Source organism: Chitinophaga sp. Cy-1792 (assembly GCF_011752935.1).
Classification (GTDB): Bacteria; Bacteroidota; Bacteroidia; order Chitinophagales; family Chitinophagaceae; genus Chitinophaga.
The window spans coordinates 1,352,770-1,373,745 of the sequence record NZ_VWWO01000001.1; the positions used below are offsets into that span (position 1 = coordinate 1,352,770).

Here is a 20,976-nt window from a genome sequence, read left to right on the forward strand (position 1 = left end):
ATTCGTTAACAATTATTTTGATTTGATGTTGGCTGCGTATTGAATGCCACCGAGCAGATGTTGCAGGTAGGCAGGATCATCATACGACTCTTTAGTATGACCTAATTCGGTGTAGAAAGCGCGTCCGCCTTCGAAATCGTGGTACCATGCCATCGGGTGGTTATCACCATTTTTACCACCTTCGTAGGTAGATTCATCGATTTTGATCAGTACGTGGATATCAGGATTGATATCTTTAAAATTGTACCATTCGTCTTTGCGTGACCAGTTATCAGGGAGATGTTTGGTAGCGATATTTGATTTATCGACTACGTGGAGCGTAGCAACCTGTTGTTTAGGGTGGCTGGTGAAGTAAGCACCTGCCAGTTTGCCGTACCATGGCCAGTCGTATTCCGTATCGGTAGCAGCGTGTATACCCATATATCCGCCTCCTTTGTGAATATATTTAGTGAAGGCTTCCTGTTGGGCGCTGTCGAGTACGTCGCCGGTGGTACTGCTGAAAATTACGGCATCGTATTTTTTCAGGTTTTCGTAGGTGAAAACGGAAGCATCTTCCGTGGTGTCCACGGCGAAGTTGTTTTCCTGCCCGAGCTTCATGATGGCTGCTTTGGCAACAGGGATACAATCATGACGGAAACCTTTGGTTTTGGAAAATACGAGTACGCGGTATTTGTGTTTTGCACTGACAGAGATGGCTGTCACCAGTAATAAAAAGGCGAGGAACGTGGTGAATTTTTTCATCTTACTAGATGCTATGGTTTGATCCTGGATAATAAAAAAAGGCATTAAGCATAAAGCTGCTGAGACAATAGAACATGTGTAGCCGGCTTTATGCTTGATGCCTCGATAATAAAAGACTGGAAACAGCTTACAGGGCGCGGATTTTGATATCGCGGTAAGCTACTTCGTTGCCATGGTCCTGTAGAGCGATATGGCCTTTCTGATATTTGCCGAATCCTTTCCAGGTTTTGAATTTACTGTTAGCAACCAGGGCATCCCATTCAGGAGTGCCTACGGTGGTTTGAACGGTGGTGACACCATTCAGTTTGAGGGTCAGGTGACCGTCTTTCTTGATAATCTCAGCGGTATTCCACTCTCCTACAGGCTTTACAGCTTTGCTGGAAGATTTAACAAGATCATACAGATCGCCAGCATTGTGCTTGATGATTTTCCCGTCAGGGTGTCTGTCATCGTCCAATACCTGCATTTCAGGACCTGTTTCGTAGGTGTTTTTGAATTCAGGGGATTCATGTACGCCGAATATGATTCCGCTGTTGCCACCTTCGGATATTTTCCATTGGATGCTCAGTGCATAGTTTTCATATTCCTCATTGGTCACCAGGTCTCCACCGGGAGCGCCGTTCTTTTTGGCGTTCTGGTCGAGTACGAGGGCCCCATCTTCCACTTTCCATGCAGGACTGGCAGCATCTTTTTGGTAAGTATGCCATCCGGTTGTTGTTTTGCCGTCGAACAGGAGTTTCCAGCCTGCTTTTTTCTCTTTAGCAGTGAGGGTATTCGGTGTTTGAGCAAAAGCTGATGTGCAAACGAGTGCTGCGAGGGCAGCAGCCATAACTACTTTTTTCATGCTGGCATTTTGTTATGATGAAAAATCAGACTATTTCAAAGAAAGGATGTATTTCACCATTTCCTTAGCATCATCTTTAGATACGTTGGTGTGCGGCAGCATAGCTACTTCGCCCCAGTTACCGGATCCACCTTTAATGATTTTATCTGCGAGTTTATCCACATTTTCGTCGGTGTTTGGGTATTTACCGGCGATATCTTTAAATGAAGGTCCAACTACTTTGATTTCTTCCTTATGACAGGTTTTACAATCTGACTGTGCCATCAGTTCCTGACCTTTGGTCATTGGCTTATCGGCATTAGGTGATACCATAGAGTTGTCTGCTGCATGTTCCGTTTCGCTGCCCGCCTGTTTCTCTGCAGAGTTGCTACCACCTCCGCATGCTGCGAAGAATAAAGCACTCAATACAAACGGAGCCAGATATCTCTTTTTCATTTTCTGTTAATTGATTTTTAGTTTGCTTTATATTATCAGATTCCCAATATTCTCTTATTGAAAGCGTCGTCAGTGGCGGCGCCTGCAAAATCATCGAAAGCTTTTTCTGTTACGCGGATGATGTGATCTTTGATGAAAGGAGCGCCTTCTTTTGCGCCATCTTCCGGATGTTTCATGCAGCATTCCCATTCCATTACAGCCCAGCCGGCGTAGTCGTACTGTGTTAATTTGCTGAAAACAGATTTGAAGTCTACCTGTCCGTCGCCGAGGGAGCGGAATCTTCCCGGACGATCTATCCAGGACTGATAACCGCCGTAAACACCGGAACGGCCGGTAGGATTGAATTCCGCGTCTTTTACGTGGAAAGCTTTAATTCTTTCGTGATAAATGTCGATATATTCCAGGTAGTTCAGGCATTGTAATACCAGGTGACTCGGATCGTAGAGCAGGCAGGCGCGTTTGTGGTTGCCGGTAGCTTCCAGGAAACGCTCGTAGCTGGCGCCATCATGCAGGTCTTCACCTGGATGGATTTCGTAGCATACGTCCACACCATATTCTTCAAATTCGTTGAGGATAGGCATCCAGCGTTTTGCCAGTTCGGCAAAGCCGGCTTCTACCAGTCCTGCAGGGCGTTGTGGCCATGGGTACATGGCTGGCGCCCAGAGCAGTGCACCGCTGAAGGTAGCATGTGCATCCAGTCCGAAGTTACGGCTGGCTTTGGCAGCATATTTCAGCTGGTTAACGGCCCATTCCGTACGTGCGTTGATGTTATTGTGATATTGCGCAGGCGCAAACTGGTCAAACATTTCAGAGAAAGCAGGATTTACTGCTACCAGTTGTCCCTGCAGGTGTGTGCTCAGTTCTGTGATTTCCAGCCCGGCTTCATTCACGATACCTTTGATTTCATCTGCATAGGTTTTGCTTTCCGCAGCTTTTTGCAGATCGATCAGGCGACCATCCCAGCTAGGGATCTGTACACCTTTGAAACCGATGGAAGCGGCCCACTCACAGATGCTTTTCAGACTGTTGAAGGGGGCTGCATCGCCCATAAACTGGGCAAGAAAAATACCAGGTCCTTTTATTGTTCTCATAATACCTTTCCGTTTAACCTGTGATTAAATTTCGAAGTTAGTCCATTTAACTTCGCTCTGTGAAGATTTAACAACATTATCAATAAACGCCATACCGCGGATACCTTCTTCTACACCAGGGAAATCCAGTGATTCAGCAGATGGTTGAACGCCGTCGATTTTAGCGGATAATGTCTGTGCGAAATTACGGTACAGGTTACCGAATGCTTCCAGGTATCCTTCAGGGTGGCCGCCTGGTGTGCGGGTATTATGTGTCATGTAGGAAGACTGGAAGCTATATCCGTTTCCTGCACGATAGATTTCTGTTGGTTTGTCCAGCCATTTTACCAGCAGGGTGTTTGGCTCATGCTGTGCCCATTCGAGGCCGCCTTTTTCGCCATACACGCGGATTTTCAGCGCATTTTCTTCGCCGGCAGCTACCTGTGATGCCATCAGCACACCGGAAGCACCATTGTCGAAGCGCAGTAATACGCCACCATCATCATCCAGTGCACGGCCAGGAACCACGATGTTCAGGTCTGCACAAAGTTTTTCCAGTTTAGCACCGGTAATATATTCAGCCAGGTTAAATGCATGTGTACCGATATCGCCCATAGCGCCGGCTTTACCGGAACGTTTAGGGTCTGTTCTCCATGCTGCCTGTGCGTTACCTTCTCTTTCGCTGAGTTTAGACAGCCAGCCTTGCGGATATTCCACCCATACTTTACGGATTTTTCCGAGGTCACCGTTTTTCACCATCTGACGTGCCTGTTTTACCATCGGGTAGCCAGTATAGGTGTGGGTGAGCAGTAAGGAAAGACCGGTTTCTTCCACTTTTGCTTTCAGCTGTTTGGCTTCTTCCAGGGAAATGGTGATAGGTTTTTCGATTACCACGTTGAAACCTTTGTCCAGCGCCATCATAGCAGGTTCAAAGTGTGCAAAGTTTGGCGTAACGATCGTAACGAAGTCCAGTCGTTTATCTGCCGGCATGGCAGCTTCTTTTTCCAGCATTGTTTTGAAATCGGTGTAGGTACGTTCCGGGTCCAGGAAAAGCATTTTTCCGGAATCCACAGCGATCTCAGGATTTACACTGAGTGCGCCTGCAACGAGTTCTATAAGACCGTCCATGTTGGCGGCGATACGGTGGATAGCACCGATGAAGGCATCTTTTCCGCCTCCGATCATTCCCATTCTGAGCTTGCGTGTCATATATTCAAATCAGCTTTTTATTTTAATAATTTATGCTACAGCTTCAGCAGCTGCTACGTGTGCGATTTCAGGTTTTTTGCGGTTACGCATGTAGAAATACAGTAAGGTAAAGGCAACGATCAGGATAATAGGAATTACCAGGGTGGTATTCAATATTTCCGGACCGGCAACACCTTGTGCTTTTGCGAATTCCGCTGCTTCAGGACTGCCTGCTGCTGCGGTACGGTAAGCATCCAGGGATGCGCCTGCAGGCAGCTGACGTGCAATGATGCTGTCATAAACACCACCCATGAAGATAGTATAGATAGATACGGCAAACATACCTGCACCACCTACCAGGTTCATACCGAGTGCGCCTGTTTTAGGAAGATTTTCAGATACAAATCCGATCATGCAAGGCCAGAAATAAGTTACGCCCATACCGAAAATAAAGGCGGCCAGGAAAATCATATTGCCGGAAACATGGCCGAGCATATATAAACCAAGCGCAGAAAGAATGGCTGAAATCAGCAATACGCCTGTTGGTGACATACGATGTACCACCGGGCCGGCAAAAGCTCTTCCAAATGTTTGTACGCCGGCAGTCATCGCCAGGATCAGGATGGAGTTTTCTGTTACGTTTTTTAGCAGGATTTCTATCCATTGACCAGTAAACAGTTCTGTAATGGCTGTTCCGAACATCAGGATGAAAATAACAGCGAACAGTGGAGTGAACACCGCTCTGTACATATCTTTAGTGCTGATACCAGCGGCAACGCGCTCAGTAACCGGCATATCCAGCTGGAGGAAAAGGTAGCCGTAAAGCAGGGTAGGGATAATCATGGAACCCACCTGGATCTGCCATCCGAGACCTATTTTGCTCATGAAAAATACCAGCAATGCACCTACTACAATACCACCAGGGAACCAGAGGTGAAAGTGGTTTAATTTCGTTGTCTTGTTGTCAGGGAAAATAGTAGCTACCAGCGGATTACATGCCGCTTCCACTGTACCGTTGGCCATTCCTATGAACAGCGTGGAAATAAAGAGGGTAGAAAAACCGGTGGCAAATATTGTCAGCAGAATACCGGCAAGGTGCAGGATAAAAGCAGCCAGCAACAGGCGTTTCATACCGATGATATCTACCACAAAACCCCCAATAACAACTGCCAGCGGGAATCCCCAGAATGCTGTACTGGCAATGACCCCCAGCTGTGAAGCGCTAAGATCAAATTTCGCTCCCAGCTCGCCCAGAATACCGGCACGGATGCCAAAGGACAGAGAGGTTACTAACAGTGCCATACAACTGGCTACAAATAATTTGTTTGGCTGAATCGCCTTTGCCATAAACGTGGAGTTTTGTGAATTTTAGAAACTTGTAATAAAACGACTAAATTTATAAAAAGTATTCACACTTTTTCGCCTTTTTATGGATGAATGGCTTTTTTAAGAAAAAATTTACATAGTCCCGGCTGGGACTAAATGACCAGATGATATATATGTATTTTAAATAATATTTGTGATGAGTGCCGGCTTTAATACCGAGCAGACTTTAATCGGCCTGAAAAATCGTGATAAGTCTGTATTTACCAATGTTTATCAATTGTTATATCCACAATTATTCGTAGCTGCCGCCAACCTGGTTGGTAAAGAGCAGGCCGAAGAAATTGTGCAGGACGTATTTTTGTCTGTCTGGGAAAAAGAAATTCAGCTGGAACACCCGGCAGCCTTAAAAAGCTACCTGTACAAAGCTGTGGTAAACCGCGCTATTAACCATCTCAGGAAAGAATCTTCCCACAAAACACACCACGATAATATCACGAGATTACAGGACGAATCTTACCTCTGTACATTTATAGAAGAACAGGAACTACAGGAACGTATCTTTTACGCTATCGAGCGCCTTCCCAAAAAATGCCGGGAAATTTTTAAACTAAATCGTTATTCCGGACTGAAAAATCAGGAAATTGCGACAAAACTTGGGATTTCTGTCAAAACGGTAGAGAATCAGATGACAATCGCACTCCGGCAGCTGAAGGAAGAGCTGTTGGACAAAGTTGCAACCTCACCTTCACCGGCAGCAAGAAATCTCATCCTGTTACTGATAGGCATATAGTATAATATTTAATGTGTTGTTAACGCCCGCCAAAAAAATCTCGTAAAAAAAATAAAATTTTTTGGGGGTTCGTGATGGCTGATTTGTCTCAGCATTACAACGCCGTTCGTGAAGATGAAAAAACCAACCATTGATTATGGGTTTCTGTTGCGCTGTTTGCAGTCGCCAGAGGACGTAGCATTACAACAATCATTAAAAACCTGGTTACAGGAACCGGAGCATGCCATTATTTGGAAAGAGCTGTCGGAGATCTGGGCACAGGCGCCAGCAGCGGCTGCCTGGGAAGGCATCGACGCTCCTGCGGCTGCCAAAAGATTTGAAAGTCGCCTCTCCGCACTGGAGGGGGATGATCAGGTACCTGTACGCCGCCTGTACTGGAAGTATTGGACCGCCGCCGCTTCCGTAGCCGCATTAATTACCTGCTACTGGCTCTGGAAAGACCAACCAACAGCCAAACAACAGTGGCTCACCAAAACGACGCAAAGGAATATTGATTCCCTGCTCCTTCCCGACCATTCTAAAATTTATCTCAATCACTACGCCGTTATCCACTACCCTGCTTCTTTTGAAGCTTCAGGGAGCAGGGAAGTGGAGCTGGAATCAGGAGAGGCATTCTTTGATGTTGCCCATGATCCGCAGCATCCGTTTATCGTCAACAGCGGAACAGCTGCTGTAAGGGTACTCGGTACCTCTTTCAATATGAAAATTAACGGGCGCCATATTCTTGTAGCAGTAAATACCGGTAAGGTTTCACTCGAACGACGCAGCGATATGCACGGCGTCATTCTGTCTGCCGGCAATCAGGGACAATTCGATCTGCAATCGCAGGAAACTAACGCCCTGCCCGATGATCCAAACTCCATCGCATGGAGAACACATCGCCTGACTTTCAGAAATACACCAATGCCGGAAGTGTGTAAAATATTATCAGCCTATTATCATGTCAATATTCTTCCGGGAAGCCTGGTTAATAAAAAACTGACGGTAAGGTTTGACGACAACAACCTGGAAGAAGTGTTGGGTATTATCACAACAACATATCTGTGTAAGGCGGAAAAAAAGAACGACACTATCTATTTCAAATAACGTACTGACATTTCTATTTTCTAATTATCAACTAAAATCAGCCAGAAGCTAAAAATGCTTATGCCATGAAAAAAATCTACCTGACTTTTAAAGGTTGGTTTGGGCGCAGTGTAGCCTGCAGTCTACTGATGACGACGCTGGCATTGCCTGCCGGAGCACAAAATCTATTTCAAAGGATTAGCGTAAATGTCCGAAACCAGTCCATTTCCAACGTATTATACGAGATCGAGCGTCAGACCAACCTCAACTTCGTTTATGACGGCGATATTGCCAGCCGTCAGGAACCTGTCAGCATCACTGCAAAAAATATGGCTGTACAGGAAGTATTAAAAGATGTTTTTAAAAATGATTTTACTTACACTGTTATCGGTGATAAAGTAATTGTCAGAAATGCTGAAACACACGCCGCTAAAGTACAGCAGGAAAAAACGTATTCCTTCACCGGTCGTGTTGTGCTGAATGACCGCACAGGTGAAAATACCCAGGCTCCCGGTGTTACCATTCAGGTCAAAGGCACTAACAAAGGAACACAGACAGATCCTTCCGGTAAGTTTACCATTACCGTTAAGGAAGATGATATACTCGTGTTTCGCTATGTTGGGTATAAACCGCTGGAATACGCGGTGGGAGGCCGTAAATCTGCTAACATCACGCTTAATGAAGATGTTAGTAAAATCAAGGAAGTAGTAGTAAACGGTATCTTCGAAAGGAGTAAAGAAAGTTTTTCAGGTAGTGTTTCCAACTACACCGCCCGTGAACTGAAACAGATAGGTAACCAGAATATCATCCAGAGCCTTCGTTCACTGGACCCTGCCTTTACCGTATTTGAAAATAACCTCACTGGCTCCAATCCTAACGTACTGCCTAACCTGGAGATACGTGGAAAGACAAGCGTGATAGGGATGAAGGAAACATTCGGTACTGATCCGAATCAACCATTGTTTATCCTCGATGGTTTTGAAGCAGACCTTCGGACTGTCGTAGATCTGGATATGAACCGCGTAGAAAGTGTTACCATTCTGAAAGATGCTGCATCTACCGCTATTTATGGTTCCAAAGCAGCAAATGGCGTAGTGGTGATAGAAACAAAAAAACCTAAACCAGGGCAGCTACGTGTGAACTATGTCACCGACAACTCCGTCACTGTACCGGACCTCAGGGATTACAACCTGATGAATGCCTCAGAAAAACTGGCATTTGAGTATGCAGTGGGTAAGTATAAGCAGTATCTCACTGAAACAGAGTACGGACAACGACTGGATAGTGTTTATAACGCGCATCTCCGTAATGTTGCACAAGGTGTAAATACTTACTGGCTGAGCGAACCACTGCAAACAGGAATAACCACCGGTCATTCCCTGTATATAGAAGGTGGGGATAATGATATGCGCTACTCCGCGGGTGTCAACTACAAAAAGATATCCGGTGTAATGAAAGGTTCCGGAAGAGATCAGGGAGGTGGAAACCTGAAACTGATGTACCGCAAGAAAAAATTCATGTTCAGCAATAACCTGTCTGTCAGTTTCTATACCGCGGATGAATCACCATATGGCTCTTTTTCCAGCTTTGCTTATGCCAACCCTTATTATAAGAAGCGTAACGATGATGGTTCTGTGTCACCTTTTCTGGAAATCTACTATGATGCAAACGATAAACTGGATACCGTTGTAAATCCATTGTATAACGCAACGCTGAACAGTAGGAACAGGACCAAAGACCTGCAGCTTATCAACAACTTTATGTCTGAATGGAGCGTGACCAAAGACTGGCGCGTTCGTGCACGCCTTGGTCTTACAAAAGACGACAATAATACAGAGGTATTCTCCCCATCCCGGAATACGGACTTTTATTTTAAGCCGATAAAAGAACGTGGTTATTATCAGAAAGTATCCAATAATACCTTCGGTTATGATGGAGAGTTAACGGTTACCTTTGGTAAAATCATTGCCAACAAACATCAGCTGAATGCTGTTGGTGGCTGGAATTTCCAGAGCAGACTACAAACCCGTGAAGGATATGAGAGCAGCGGATTCCCTGATGATATGGATTCTCCCGGATTTGCTGCAGCTTACAAATTAAATGGCAGGCCGATCACGGCAGAATCAACCAAACGTAATACCAGCTTCTATTTTAATGGAGGTTATGTATATGACAGACGTTATGTACTGGAGGCGAATTATCGTAAAGATGGTGCTTCTATCTATGGCTTAGACAGATTGTTTACCAACTCATGGTCAGTCGGGGCTTCGTGGAATATTCATAACGAAGCATTTATGGAGCAATACCGTAATGTATCCATGCTGAAGTTAAGAGCTTCTGTAGGTACTCCCGGTAACCAGAATTTCCCCTCCTACCAGACCTATACACTCTATACCTACAACCTCGGTTTAAGTAATGAATTTGGTACGGGCGTTAATATCAATTCCTTTGGAAATCCCTTCCTGAAATGGCAAAAGACATTAGATAAGAACATTGGGCTGGACCTGGTAATGCTAAACAACAGAATCAAGTTTAACGGCGATTACTATAACCGTGAAACAGATCCGCTGGTGGCTGTCTTTAATGTGCCTGTATCTACCGGAACTACCACTACCAGTATGAACCTGGGTAAGCAGGTAGGCAACGGTTATAATTTCCAGCTGGCTGTTTCTCCGATTATGCGTACCGCTGAAAGAGTGGTATGGACAATTAATTTCTCTGCCAAACACGAAAATGCCCGCTATGAAGGTATGGGTACTGCACTGGCAGGTATGAATAAAGAAAATCAGGGCCTGAATACCACCCGTTACTATGATGGGGGAAGTCCTACCGCTATCTGGGGCGTACGTTCTGCCGGTATTGATCCTGGTACAGGTAATGAGATTTTTATTAAGAAAGATGGAACACACACCTTCACCTATGACTCCAAAGACGAGGTAGTATTGGGTGACACCCGTCCGAAACTCGATGGTATCATCGGGACGAATTTCTTCTATAAAGGCATTACCCTGGGTGTTTACCTGAGGTATCGTTACGGCGGAGATGCATTTAATGAAGCCGTTTATGATAAGGTAGATAATATCAGCTATGAAAATGTAGGCAAAAATGCCGACCGTCGTGCATATTACGACAGATGGCTGTATCCAGGCGACGTGGCTAAATACAGGAAAATCACTATGACCGCAGATAAAAATGCCCTCATCGCCAATACTTCCAAAATGACTTCACGCTTTGTTCAGAGAGAAAATACCCTCGCTGGTGAATCCATTAATATGGGCTATGATTTTCCCATACAGATGATTCGTAAATACGGCCTGACCAGTCTTCGCCTGAACGCATATACGAATGATATTTTCCGTTTTTCAACGATTAGGAACGAACGGGGCCTGGACTATCCTTTTGCCAATACAGTGGCCTTTTCTATTAACGTAGGCTTTTAATTGTTTAAAAGAATAATGATGAAACGATTAACTATATACGCTATCATATTATTTGCTGTAACAGCTTTTACCTCCTGTAAAAAATACCTCGATGTGAAGCCAAGAGACCAGGTAATTGCCGATGACCTGTTTTCCACAGAAGCTGGCTTTATGAAGGCATTGAATGGGGTATACCTGGACATGACGCAGGCCAGCACTTATGGTGGCGCCATGACAATGGAAATGGTAGAAGTGCTTGGCCAGCGCTATTCTCTGAGTGATGAGAGCCCGTATTATCAGCTGGGGCTATATAACTATACGGATGACAAGGTGAAAGATAAATTCGGAGAAGTTTGGGCTGCTATGTACAAACATATTGCAGCAGTGAATAAAGCCCTTTCCCAGCTGGAAGTTCGTAAAGAGGTAGGTACAGCGGAACACCGCAGATGGATTAAAGGAGAATTACTTGGATTACGCGCATACCTGCACTTCGATATATTGAGGCTTTATGGCCCGGTGTATGGTACGGACAGCCTCTCTGCAAGAATTCCATATTACGATAAATTCACTGACAAGTATTTACCTTTTCTTCCCGCTAATGAAGTGGCGAAGCATGTATTAAATGACCTGGATAGTGCAGAAGTTTTATTGCAGGATGATCCGGTTATTACAGAAGGCAGAACCTGGTCCAATTCAGTCATTGACAATCCTACCTGGCATTTCCGCCAGTTCAGATTGAACGTATATGCAGTACAGGCGCTCAAGGCGAGAGTATATCTCTATACTAAAGCCAAAGCAGCGGCCTATCAGTATGCAAAGAAAGTAATAACGACAGCCGGACCGAAATTTCCTTTTGTCGATCCACGAAATGTCTCTGGTCCGAACCCTGATCGCCTCTTTGCTTCTGAGTTGTTGTTCGCTTTGCAGGATATCAATATGGATGCTAAATTTCAAAAGTATTTCTCTCCATCTAACAAGGATGCAAACATTCTTGCTGCTGCTCCCGCCAACCTGGGAAATGAATATGAGAGGAATGACAATGATCCCCGATATACTGCAAACTGGGTAACTCCGGCTGGTGGCGTAAAAATCTACAGATGCTTTTATAAATATGCGGATATCAGTGAGCCGACAAAATATTCCTTTGTCTATCATCTGCCTATGATCCGTATTTCAGAAATGTATTTGATTGCAGCAGAATGTGAATCAGATAAAGCAACCGCACTCGGATATCTGAATGCAGTCAGGAAAGCACGTAAAGTATTCGATGCACCAGCTACAGCTACTGTGGCTACCGAATTGATGAAAGAGTTTAAAAGAGAATTTTATGGAGAAGGGCAATGCTTCTTTTATTATAAAAGGTTAGGTTCTACCCCCATCACAAAAGGCGATGGAAGCGGCACTACAGTGAGAATGTCTGCAACACAGTACGTTTTACCGATTCCGGAAAATGAAATTTTGTACAGAAATTAATACGCTTGCCATGAAAAAAATTATCACAGGATTATTTATAATTATAGCAGGATGTCTTTTTGTAATCTCCTGCAAAAGGGAAGATATTCCCGCATATAACAGTACCAACGATGTGTATTTCTCTATTACAAGTAATAGTATCCCAAAAGATACAAGCTTTGTAACATTTGCCTATACACCTTTCACTACAGATACCACTGTAAACTTCCTGATCCGGGTTACCGGACCTGCAAGTAAACAGGACCGTGCGTTTAATCTGCAAATAGCGGATACCGTCGGTAATCCGGCCAAACGAGGCATTCATTATGATATGCCTTCATCATTGGTGATGCCGGCAGGCAAACTTTCGGTGTATATACCCATCCGTTTTTACAAAACAAAAGAGATGGCTACACAAACATATGTACTCGACATGCATCTTTTGCCGAATGAAAATTTTACGACTAGTCTGAAAGCCGCTGTGGTTGATAAGGCACAAGGCATTACAAAAAATGTATTGCGTCATGTAATCACCATTGATGATAGATTAGCGCAACCAGCTGGTTGGGCAGATATTTACTTTGGAAAATACTCCAAAGAAAAAATTCTGCTGATTGGGTCTGCCGTTCCTTATGATATTAAAGCTTTTGCAACTGCGAATAACGCCTATCTTCCTGTACCTACCTGTACTTATCTGAGTTCCTTTATGATGCGCTATTTCAAAGATCATGCGGCGGTAGGTGATACTATCCGCGAAGCAGATGGTACTGTTATGACGATGGGCCCTGCCGCATCTATCTGATTTATCTAACCAGAAAACATGAAAATGAAAAATATATTTTTCCCTTTAATGGCATGTGTACTGATGGTATTTACCGGCTGTTATAAAGACAAGGGTAATTACAGTTATCATCCCATCAATGAAGTCACTGAAATAAGCAATATCGATGAAGGGTATGTTATGCTGTATGGCAATACCCTCAGTATTAAACCAGCAGTCAGGATGAGTATCGACAGCAATGCGAATCTTGCTGATACCAACAAGTTTGGCTACCAATGGATTTCCTACAAATACAACGTAGCTGTAGGCGATACTATACGAACAGTATTTGCTACCACGCCTACGCTGGAGTGGGCCGCTAATCTGAAGCCTGATACCTACACCTGTTTTTTCAAGATCACAGACAAGTCTACAGGGTTAAGCCAGCAGAAACGGTTCATGCTCAAAATTACCACCATGATTACCAATGGCCTCCTGATCCTCAATGATGTGAATGGAAAAGCCAGACTGGATATGTTATCTTATCTGCTGACCAGGGATACATTGATAGATGATGTACTGAAATTTACAGTAGCAGGAATGCCGGAAATTACCAATCCTAAGGCCCTGCGCAGGTATTCTACGCTCACCGGTGATATGACCTATATTCTGGGAGATAAGGCGGCGTATAAAGTAGATAATCTTTACATGAAGTGGAAAAGCACCTATAGCCTGCCATATGATTTTGTAAATGCCGGTGATATAACCACTGCTGAGGCGATGGCATCTAATGAAAGCAGCCTTAATTTCTGTATAAGCGGAGGGAATGTGTATTTCAACTTCGCTCCAATGGGGGTACCGGCTTTTGCGTTGCCTGTCAACAGGATGAAGGGCGCCACCGGTATGTTTCGTGCAGCCCCGTTCGTGGCGATGGGAACAGGTATGATAGGTGTATTGTATAATGATGATGAAAAGCGCTTCGTGGCTTTCAATCCTTATGCCAGATCCAGTGAGTCGTCGGATCTTCCGGATAATTTTACTACTGGTCTGGACCTGATCTGGATGGGAGACAGCCGCTTTCTCAACGGGCAGAGTTCCGCTGTCGTAGGTGACCGTAAGAAAGGGATCTATAAACTTTACAAGTTTGGACCAGACTATGGTGCTGTCAGGTATGATGGGGTTTACGATATTTCCGGTTACCCTGAAATCGGCAATGCCACTTCTTTTGCGATCAGCAATACATATGGATTTCTTTTTTATGCAGCTGGTGGCAAGCTGTATGAGGCAGATGCTGCTACTGGTCTGGCCAGGTTAATGGTGGACCTTGGTAATGAGAAGATTACCAGCTTATATATTCCGAACTTCTATAATTTCAGCGGGCCTTTAGCTGATCTGGAAAATTGCGTAATGGTAGCCTCCTATAATCCGGCTAAAGCTGCCGGCAGCAATGGTACTATTCGTCAGTACTGGATAGAAAGCCGGCTGGATCCGCTGATATTGGTACGAACCATTGAAGGAGTGGGTAAAGTAGTAGAAATGTTGTATAAGAAATAATTATTATATAAAGATAGCTATAACTAGTCCCTGTTTTTGATATTAAAAGGCTGGTCTCTCAGGAAGAGGCCAGCCTTTTTGCTTTTTTATGGGCATTTTGACAGCCCTGCCGATGCTGATTTGCAGTGTAATAGGCAAAATCCGTCAATTTGGCCTGATTGCAAATTGTATTTTGTTAAAAATCATTTCTTCCGTATTATGCCGTTATTTCATCCCGGAAATCCCCGAATTTATTACTAATTTTACAGGCCTTGAAAAGCAGCAATATAGACTGACACGTTGTCAGCTGCCGCCTTCCAAGCATAATATTTGAGTAACATCAATCCCTATCTGTCCAACTAACTTAACCGGATTTCCTACTGAAAGGGACTGGTTACGGAAAAATGAAAACTGATGATGGATTTACTTCCGACTCAGCCACGATAGGTAAGTTACATTTGAAATTGAAATCGTAATTCGTAATTAAACATTCTATATGTTAGGTTTTTTAACAAAGCTGTTTGGAGGGAATAAGTCTGACAGAGATATCAAGTCTATCGCTCCAATAGTGAAGCAGATCAATGAGGAGTATGAGAAACTGCAATCCCTGCCTATTGACGACCTGCGTCATAAAACCCAGGATTTCCGCGCCCGTATCAAGGAACACCTTGCTGTTATTGATAAGGATATAACAGAAAAACAGGAAACTGCGGACAATTCAGAGGATGTTACCATAAAAGATGCTATTTATCAAGAAATAGACGTACTGAAAAAAGACCGTGACAAGCAACTGGAAGTAATTCTCCAGGAACTGTTACCGGAAGCTTTTGCAGTTGTCAAAGAAACTGCCCGTCGCCTGGCAAATAATACTACCATTACCTCTAACGCTACCGCGTTAGACCGTCAGCTGGCTGTTACCAAAGACTATGTTACCATCGAAGGTGACAAGGCTATCTGGAAAAACACCTGGACTGCCGCAGGCAACCAGGTTACCTGGAACATGATACACTATGATGTACAGCTCATCGGTGGTATCGTATTACACCAGGGTAAAATCTCCGAAATGGCTACCGGTGAGGGTAAAACACTGGTATCTACCCTTCCTGCCTACCTCAACGCACTCGCCGGACAAGGTGTTCACATCGTAACCGTGAATAACTACCTCGCCCTGCGTGACTCTGAGTGGAACGGCCCTCTCTTCGAATTCCTCGGTATTACCGTTGACTGTATCGATGTTCACCAACCGAACACCGCTGCCCGTCGTCAGGCTTACCTGGCTGATATCACCTATGGTACCAATAACGAGTATGGTTTCGACTATCTCCGTGATAACATGGTGCACAGCCCTGAGGAAATGGTACAACGCAAACATCACTTCGCTATGGTCGATGAGGTGGATAGCGTATTGATCGATGATGCCCGTACACCGCTGATCATTTCCGGTCCGGTATACCGTGGTGAAGAACAGGAATACCATGTACTGCAGCCGCGTATCGCTCACCTGTTTGAATTACAGAGAAGAGAAGTAAATAAATACCTGCTGGAAGCTAAAAAGCTGATCGCAGAAGGTAAAGATGATCCTAAAACCGGTGGCCTTGCACTGATGCGCGCCTGGAGAGGTTTACCTAAAAGTAGCGCCCTGATCAAGTTCCTCAGCGAACCAGGTATGAAAGTATTACTGCAGAAAGCAGAAAACTACTACCTGGCAGATCAGCAACGCGAAATGCCTAAAGTAGACGCCGGCCTATACTTCGCTATCGAAGAAAAAAATAACAGCGTAGACCTGACTGATAAAGGTATCGCTGAAATTACCGGCTCCGGTGAAGATGAACACTTCTTCATCCTCCCTGACGTTGGTTCTGAACTGGCTGAAATCGAAAAACTGGATGTTCCTGCTGAAGAAAAACTCCAGCGTAAAGATACCCTGCTGCAGGAATTTGCAGCTAAATCTGACCGTATCCACTCCGCTCAGCAATTGCTGAAAGCATATACCCTCTTCGAAAAAGATGTGGAATATGTGGTAATGGATGGTAAAGTAAAAATCGTAGACGAACAGACAGGTCGTATCCTTGATGGTCGTCGTTACTCTGATGGTCTGCACCAGGCGATCGAAGCAAAGGAAAATGTGAAAGTAGAAGCTGCTACACAAACCTTCGCAACCATCACCTTACAGAACTACTTCCGTATGTACCACAAACTTGGTGGTATGACCGGTACCGCTACTACGGAAGCGGGTGAGTTCTGGGAAATCTACAAACTGGATGTAATCACCATCCCTACTAACCTGCCTATCTCCCGTAATGACGCTGAAGATCTGGTTTACAAAACCAAGAGAGATAAATATAAAGCAGTTATCGAAGAAGTAAAGAAACTGCAGGCTGCGGGTCGTCCGGTACTGGTAGGTACTACCTCTGTAGAGGTGTCCGAATTGCTGGGCAAAATGCTCACCTTCGAAAAAGTACCTCACAACGTATTGAACGCGAAACAGCACGCCCGTGAAGCACAGGTTGTTGCTGAAGCTGGTTTGGCCGGCGCTGTGACCATCGCTACCAACATGGCGGGTCGTGGTACGGATATCAAACTCGGACCTGGCGTGAAAGAAGCAGGTGGTCTGGCCATCATCGGTACAGAAAGACACGAAAGCCGTCGTGTAGACAGACAGCTGCGTGGTCGTGCCGGTCGTCAGGGAGATCCGGGATCTTCCCAGTTCTTCGTTTCCCTGGAAGATGACCTGATGCGTATGTTCGGTTCCGATCGTATCGCTGGTCTGATGGACCGTATGGGTTACAAAGAAGGCGAAGTAATCCAGCACAGCATGATTACCCGTTCCATCGAAAGAGCACAGAAAAAAGTAGAAGAAAATAACTTCGGTATCCGTAAACGTTTGCTCGAATACGATGACGTAATGAACAAACAACGTACGGTTATCTACAGCAAACGTAACCACGCACTGTTTGGCGAACGTCTGGCGATCGATATCGATAACGCATTCTATGACGTAGCTGAAAACCTGGTAAATACCCACAGAGAAAGCGGCGATTATGAAGCTTTCAAAATGGATGCCATCATGAACTTCTCTATTGATACTGAAATCACTAAAGAAGAGCTGGCACGTACCGATATCAATGCACTGGCTACCAAACTGTATCACGAAGGTAAAGCTAACTATAACCGTAAAGTAGCAGCGATCGCTGAACACTTTGAAGGTATCTCCACCCGTATCATGGCGGACCATCCTAACCAATACGGTTCAATCGGTATTCCATTTACCGATGGCCGCAGACGTATGGAGATCTATCCTGATCTGCACAAAACTGCAGAAACCCATGGTCATGAAGTGATGAATACCCTCGAACGTACCATCACCCTGCACCTCATCGATGATGCATGGAAAGAGCACCTGCGTGCAATGGATGACCTGAAACAATCTGTACAAAGTGCAGTTTACGAACAGAAAGATCCGTTGCTGATCTATAAATTTGAAGCGTTCAACCTCTTCAAGGAAATGGATGGTGAAACCAGCCGCGATATCGTAGCCTTCCTCACCAAAGCCATGATCTTCATGGAAAATGAAGGTCAGCAGCCAATGCCGGAAGCAGCACGCCAGGAAGAAAGAACAGATATGAGCAAAATGCGCGCAACGCATGAGGATATGTCTGCTCAAAACAGCTACCAGGGCGCTACAGCTGAATACGCACAGGAAGTAGAAGAAGAAAAAACCGAACCAGTACGCGTAGGTCCTAAAGTAGGTCGTAACGACCCTTGCCCTTGCGGAAGCGGTAAAAAATTCAAACAATGTCATGGTCGTGACCTGTAATCAGGTGATAACCGTTAAATAATCAGGGGGCCGGCTTACAAAGCCGGTCCCTTTTTGTTTTGCAGCCTTATAATGCCCTTAAAAGATAACCCGGTGCTGCCTCCTTTGCCCGGGGAAAAGAAAAAGATTGTTTAATTTCGCCCAATAATATAATCTGATGGAAATTAACCGCTATATAGATCATACTATATTGAAACCTACGACCACACTGGAAGATATCAAAAACCTGTGTCTGGAATGCGTAGAGTATGACTTCGCTGCTGCCTGTGTACCGCCGCTGTACGTAAAAATTGCTAAACAGTTTCTGGGAAATACCAATACCAAAGTAGCCACCGTAATCGGCTTCCCTTTTGGTTATTCGGCTATTGAAGCCAAAGTAGCTGAGACGGTACTGGCTATTGTTGATGAGGCTGATGAACTGGACGTGGTCATCAATATCTCCGCCATAAAAAATAATGACTGGGAATACCTGGAAAAAGAGATCGCTAACCTGATGTACATCATCCGGGAGAAGAAAAAGGTGATCAAGGTAATTATTGAGAGCGGGATACTGACAGACGAGGAAATTGTGAAGTGTTGCCAGCTGTATGCAAAGTACGGCGTGGATTTTGTTAAAACCTCCACCGGTTATGCTGAAAAAGGGGCTACCTTACATGCTGTGAAGCTGATGAGAGCCAACCTGCCTGCTGAAATCCAGATTAAAGCTTCCGGCGGTATCCGTACCTTCGCATTTGCAAAGGAACTGATCGAAGCCGGCGCTACCAGGATTGGCGCCAGTGCCAGCGTTTCCATTGTGAAAGAGGCTAAGGCCTGATTGCTCATGACCAATTAAAAAACTATGCATAAATTTCTCCTCCTGATTTGCTGTCTGTTTGCAGGCACCTGTGTTATGGCCCAGGATAATGCTACCGCCAGTAATGGTTCCGTAAAGGTGATCAAGGATAGTCGTGTTGATGCGCTGGTTAAAAAGCAGATTTATATCAACTCTCTGGCCATCCGTAACCAATCGGGCTTCAGAGTGCAGGTCATCTCCACCAACAAACGTGCAGATGCCAACGAAGCCAAACAACGTGTGATGCAATTATACCCTGACCTCCGCACCTACATGGAGTTTCAGGCCCCTTATTTCAAAGTGCGCGTGGGTGATTATAAAACCCGCGAGGAAGCAGGTGAATTGCGCGATAAACTCTCCAGCCTTTTTTCTGGCGGCGTGTTTGTAGTGCCTTCCACCATCAATGTGTCACTGGATAAAGAACTATCTAATGAAGAATCTAATTAAGGAGCTGGCAAAAGCCTATGCTCCGGAGTTTATCGGGATCAGGGAACATCTGCATGCCCACCCGGAACTGTCATTCCAGGAATATGAAACCTCAAAGTTTATACAAGCGAAGCTGACAGAATTTGGCGTTCCTTTTAAAGCCGGTGTGGCCGGTACCGGTATTGTAGCCCTGATAGAAGGAAAAAATCCTGCATCAAGAGTGATAGCGCTGCGCGCAGATATCGATGCTTTACCCATTACAGAAGCTAACAAGGTTCCCTACAAATCGCAGAACGAAGGCGTCATGCATGCCTGTGGCCACGATGTACACACTACCTGTGTGCTCGGCGCCACCAAAATTCTGAATGAAATAAAAGATCAGTTCGAAGGAACTATCAAAATATTATTCCAGCCGGGTGAAGAGAAGCATCCTGGCGGCGCCAGCATCATGATTGAAGAAGGCGCACTGGAAAACCCACGTCCCGACGCTATCCTGGGTATGCACGTACAGCCTACCATGGAAGCCGGCAACCTGGGTTTCAGAGCAGGTCAGTACATGGCCAGCGCTGATGAGATCTACATCACCGTTAAAGGCAAAGGTGGCCATGCCGCTTTACCTCAGCTGACAGCAGATACCATCCTCATCGCTTCCAATATTGTTGTTAGTCTGCAACAGATCATCTCCCGAAATAATAATCCTTTCTCTCCGTCTGTACTGAGCATCTGTGCCTTCAATGGTGGTTTTACGACAAACGTAATACCCAGCGAAGTGAAGCTGATGGGTACTTTCAGGGCGATGGACGAAGTATGGCGCTTCAAAGCACATGACCTGATCCGTAAACAGGCTAAAGGTATCGCAGAAGCAATGGGCGCTGAAATCGACATCGATATTCTTGTTGGATACCCAACGCTTTACAACAATGAAGCGGTAACTGCACAGGCACGCAGTCTGGCAGAAGAGTTTATCGGTAAAGAAGATGTACTGGATACAGAGATAAGAATGGGCGCAGAAGATTTTGCCTTCTATTCACAGATCATTCCGGCCTGCTTCTTCCGGCTCGGAACAGGTAATGCCGCCAAAGGCATTAACTCCGGCGTACATACCGCTACTTTCGATATCGACGCTAAAGCGATTGAAATCGGAATGGGGACTATGGCGTACCTGGCGACACAGTTTAAGAAATAAAATAAACATATTTTTTGGAGGGGAGTTTCTCCACGCCGAAGGCGTGGAGAAACTCCCCTCCGGTTTTATGAAGATGCCTCCGGCATCTTCAT

Annotated in this window: 16 protein-coding genes; 10 read left to right on the plus strand and 6 right to left on the minus strand. The window is 45.0% G+C overall.

The annotated features are described in order from the left end of the window. Window positions 1-12: 12 nt before the first annotated feature. From F3J22_RS05585 to F3J22_RS05610, 6 genes are all read right to left on the minus strand, one after another. Window positions 13-741: a ThuA domain-containing protein gene (locus tag F3J22_RS05585; RefSeq protein WP_167015123.1), complete on the minus strand. Its 729-nt coding sequence runs from the start codon at window positions 739-741 to the stop codon at window positions 13-15. Between the two features lie 127 nt (window positions 742-868). Then, window positions 869-1,585: a DUF1080 domain-containing protein gene (locus F3J22_RS05590; protein ID WP_167015125.1), complete on the minus strand. Its 717-nt coding sequence runs from the start codon at window positions 1,583-1,585 to the stop codon at window positions 869-871. A 30-nt stretch (window positions 1,586-1,615) separates the two neighbouring features. Then, window positions 1,616-2,020, minus strand: a complete 405-nt coding sequence (locus F3J22_RS05595) for a c-type cytochrome (protein ID WP_167015127.1) — start codon at window positions 2,018-2,020, stop codon at window positions 1,616-1,618. A 35-nt stretch (window positions 2,021-2,055) separates the two neighbouring features. Then, a complete protein-coding gene (locus tag F3J22_RS05600) occupies window positions 2,056-3,111 on the minus strand; it encodes a sugar phosphate isomerase/epimerase (protein ID WP_167015129.1) in 1,056 nt (351 codons plus the stop codon). 24 nt (window positions 3,112-3,135) lie between these two features. Then, entirely contained in the window at window positions 3,136-4,299 is a 1,164-nt protein-coding gene (locus F3J22_RS05605; RefSeq protein ID WP_167015131.1) for a Gfo/Idh/MocA family protein, read from the minus strand. Between the two features lie 30 nt (window positions 4,300-4,329). Beyond that, window positions 4,330-5,625 carry a sugar MFS transporter gene (locus F3J22_RS05610; RefSeq protein ID WP_167015133.1) on the minus strand — a complete coding sequence of 432 codons (1,296 nt, stop codon included), beginning with the start codon at window positions 5,623-5,625 and terminating at the stop codon, window positions 4,330-4,332. 175 nt (window positions 5,626-5,800) lie between these two features. Between F3J22_RS05610 and F3J22_RS05615 the strand changes: the two genes are divergently transcribed. From F3J22_RS05615 to F3J22_RS05660, 10 genes are all read left to right on the plus strand, one after another. Next, window positions 5,801-6,394, plus strand: coding sequence for an RNA polymerase sigma-70 factor (locus F3J22_RS05615; RefSeq protein ID WP_167015135.1), 594 nt, complete (start codon window positions 5,801-5,803; stop codon window positions 6,392-6,394). 114 nt (window positions 6,395-6,508) lie between these two features. Next, window positions 6,509-7,480, plus strand: coding sequence for a FecR family protein (locus F3J22_RS05620; protein WP_167015138.1), 972 nt, complete (start codon window positions 6,509-6,511; stop codon window positions 7,478-7,480). A 65-nt stretch (window positions 7,481-7,545) separates the two neighbouring features. Next, window positions 7,546-10,899 (plus strand): SusC/RagA family TonB-linked outer membrane protein, encoded by a 3,354-nt coding sequence (locus F3J22_RS05625; protein ID WP_167015140.1) that lies wholly within the window; start codon window positions 7,546-7,548, stop codon window positions 10,897-10,899. Between the two features lie 18 nt (window positions 10,900-10,917). Then, the gene (locus F3J22_RS05630) at window positions 10,918-12,351 is read left to right on the plus strand and encodes a RagB/SusD family nutrient uptake outer membrane protein (RefSeq protein WP_167015142.1); all 1,434 of its coding nucleotides are present in this window, start codon (window positions 10,918-10,920) and stop codon (window positions 12,349-12,351) included. 10 nt (window positions 12,352-12,361) lie between these two features. Next, window positions 12,362-13,132: a DUF4843 domain-containing protein gene (locus tag F3J22_RS05635; protein WP_167015144.1), complete on the plus strand. Its 771-nt coding sequence runs from the start codon at window positions 12,362-12,364 to the stop codon at window positions 13,130-13,132. Window positions 13,133-13,156: 24 nt separating this feature from the next. After that, the gene (locus F3J22_RS05640) at window positions 13,157-14,644 is read left to right on the plus strand and encodes a PKD-like family lipoprotein (protein ID WP_167015146.1); all 1,488 of its coding nucleotides are present in this window, start codon (window positions 13,157-13,159) and stop codon (window positions 14,642-14,644) included. Window positions 14,645-15,119: 475 nt separating this feature from the next. After that, the gene (secA, locus tag F3J22_RS05645) at window positions 15,120-18,440 is read left to right on the plus strand and encodes a preprotein translocase subunit SecA (protein ID WP_167015148.1); all 3,321 of its coding nucleotides are present in this window, start codon (window positions 15,120-15,122) and stop codon (window positions 18,438-18,440) included. A 157-nt stretch (window positions 18,441-18,597) separates the two neighbouring features. Then, window positions 18,598-19,254 carry a deoxyribose-phosphate aldolase gene (deoC, locus tag F3J22_RS05650; protein WP_167015149.1) on the plus strand — a complete coding sequence of 219 codons (657 nt, stop codon included), beginning with the start codon at window positions 18,598-18,600 and terminating at the stop codon, window positions 19,252-19,254. 24 nt (window positions 19,255-19,278) lie between these two features. After that, window positions 19,279-19,719: an SPOR domain-containing protein gene (locus F3J22_RS05655; RefSeq protein WP_167015151.1), complete on the plus strand. Its 441-nt coding sequence runs from the start codon at window positions 19,279-19,281 to the stop codon at window positions 19,717-19,719. Beyond that, complete coding sequence (locus F3J22_RS05660; RefSeq protein WP_167015153.1) at window positions 19,703-20,884, plus strand: M20 family metallopeptidase; 1,182 nt, start codon at window positions 19,703-19,705, stop codon at window positions 20,882-20,884. The genes F3J22_RS05655 and F3J22_RS05660 overlap by 17 nt, the downstream gene beginning before the upstream one ends. The last annotated feature ends 92 nt before the right edge of the window (window positions 20,885-20,976 follow it).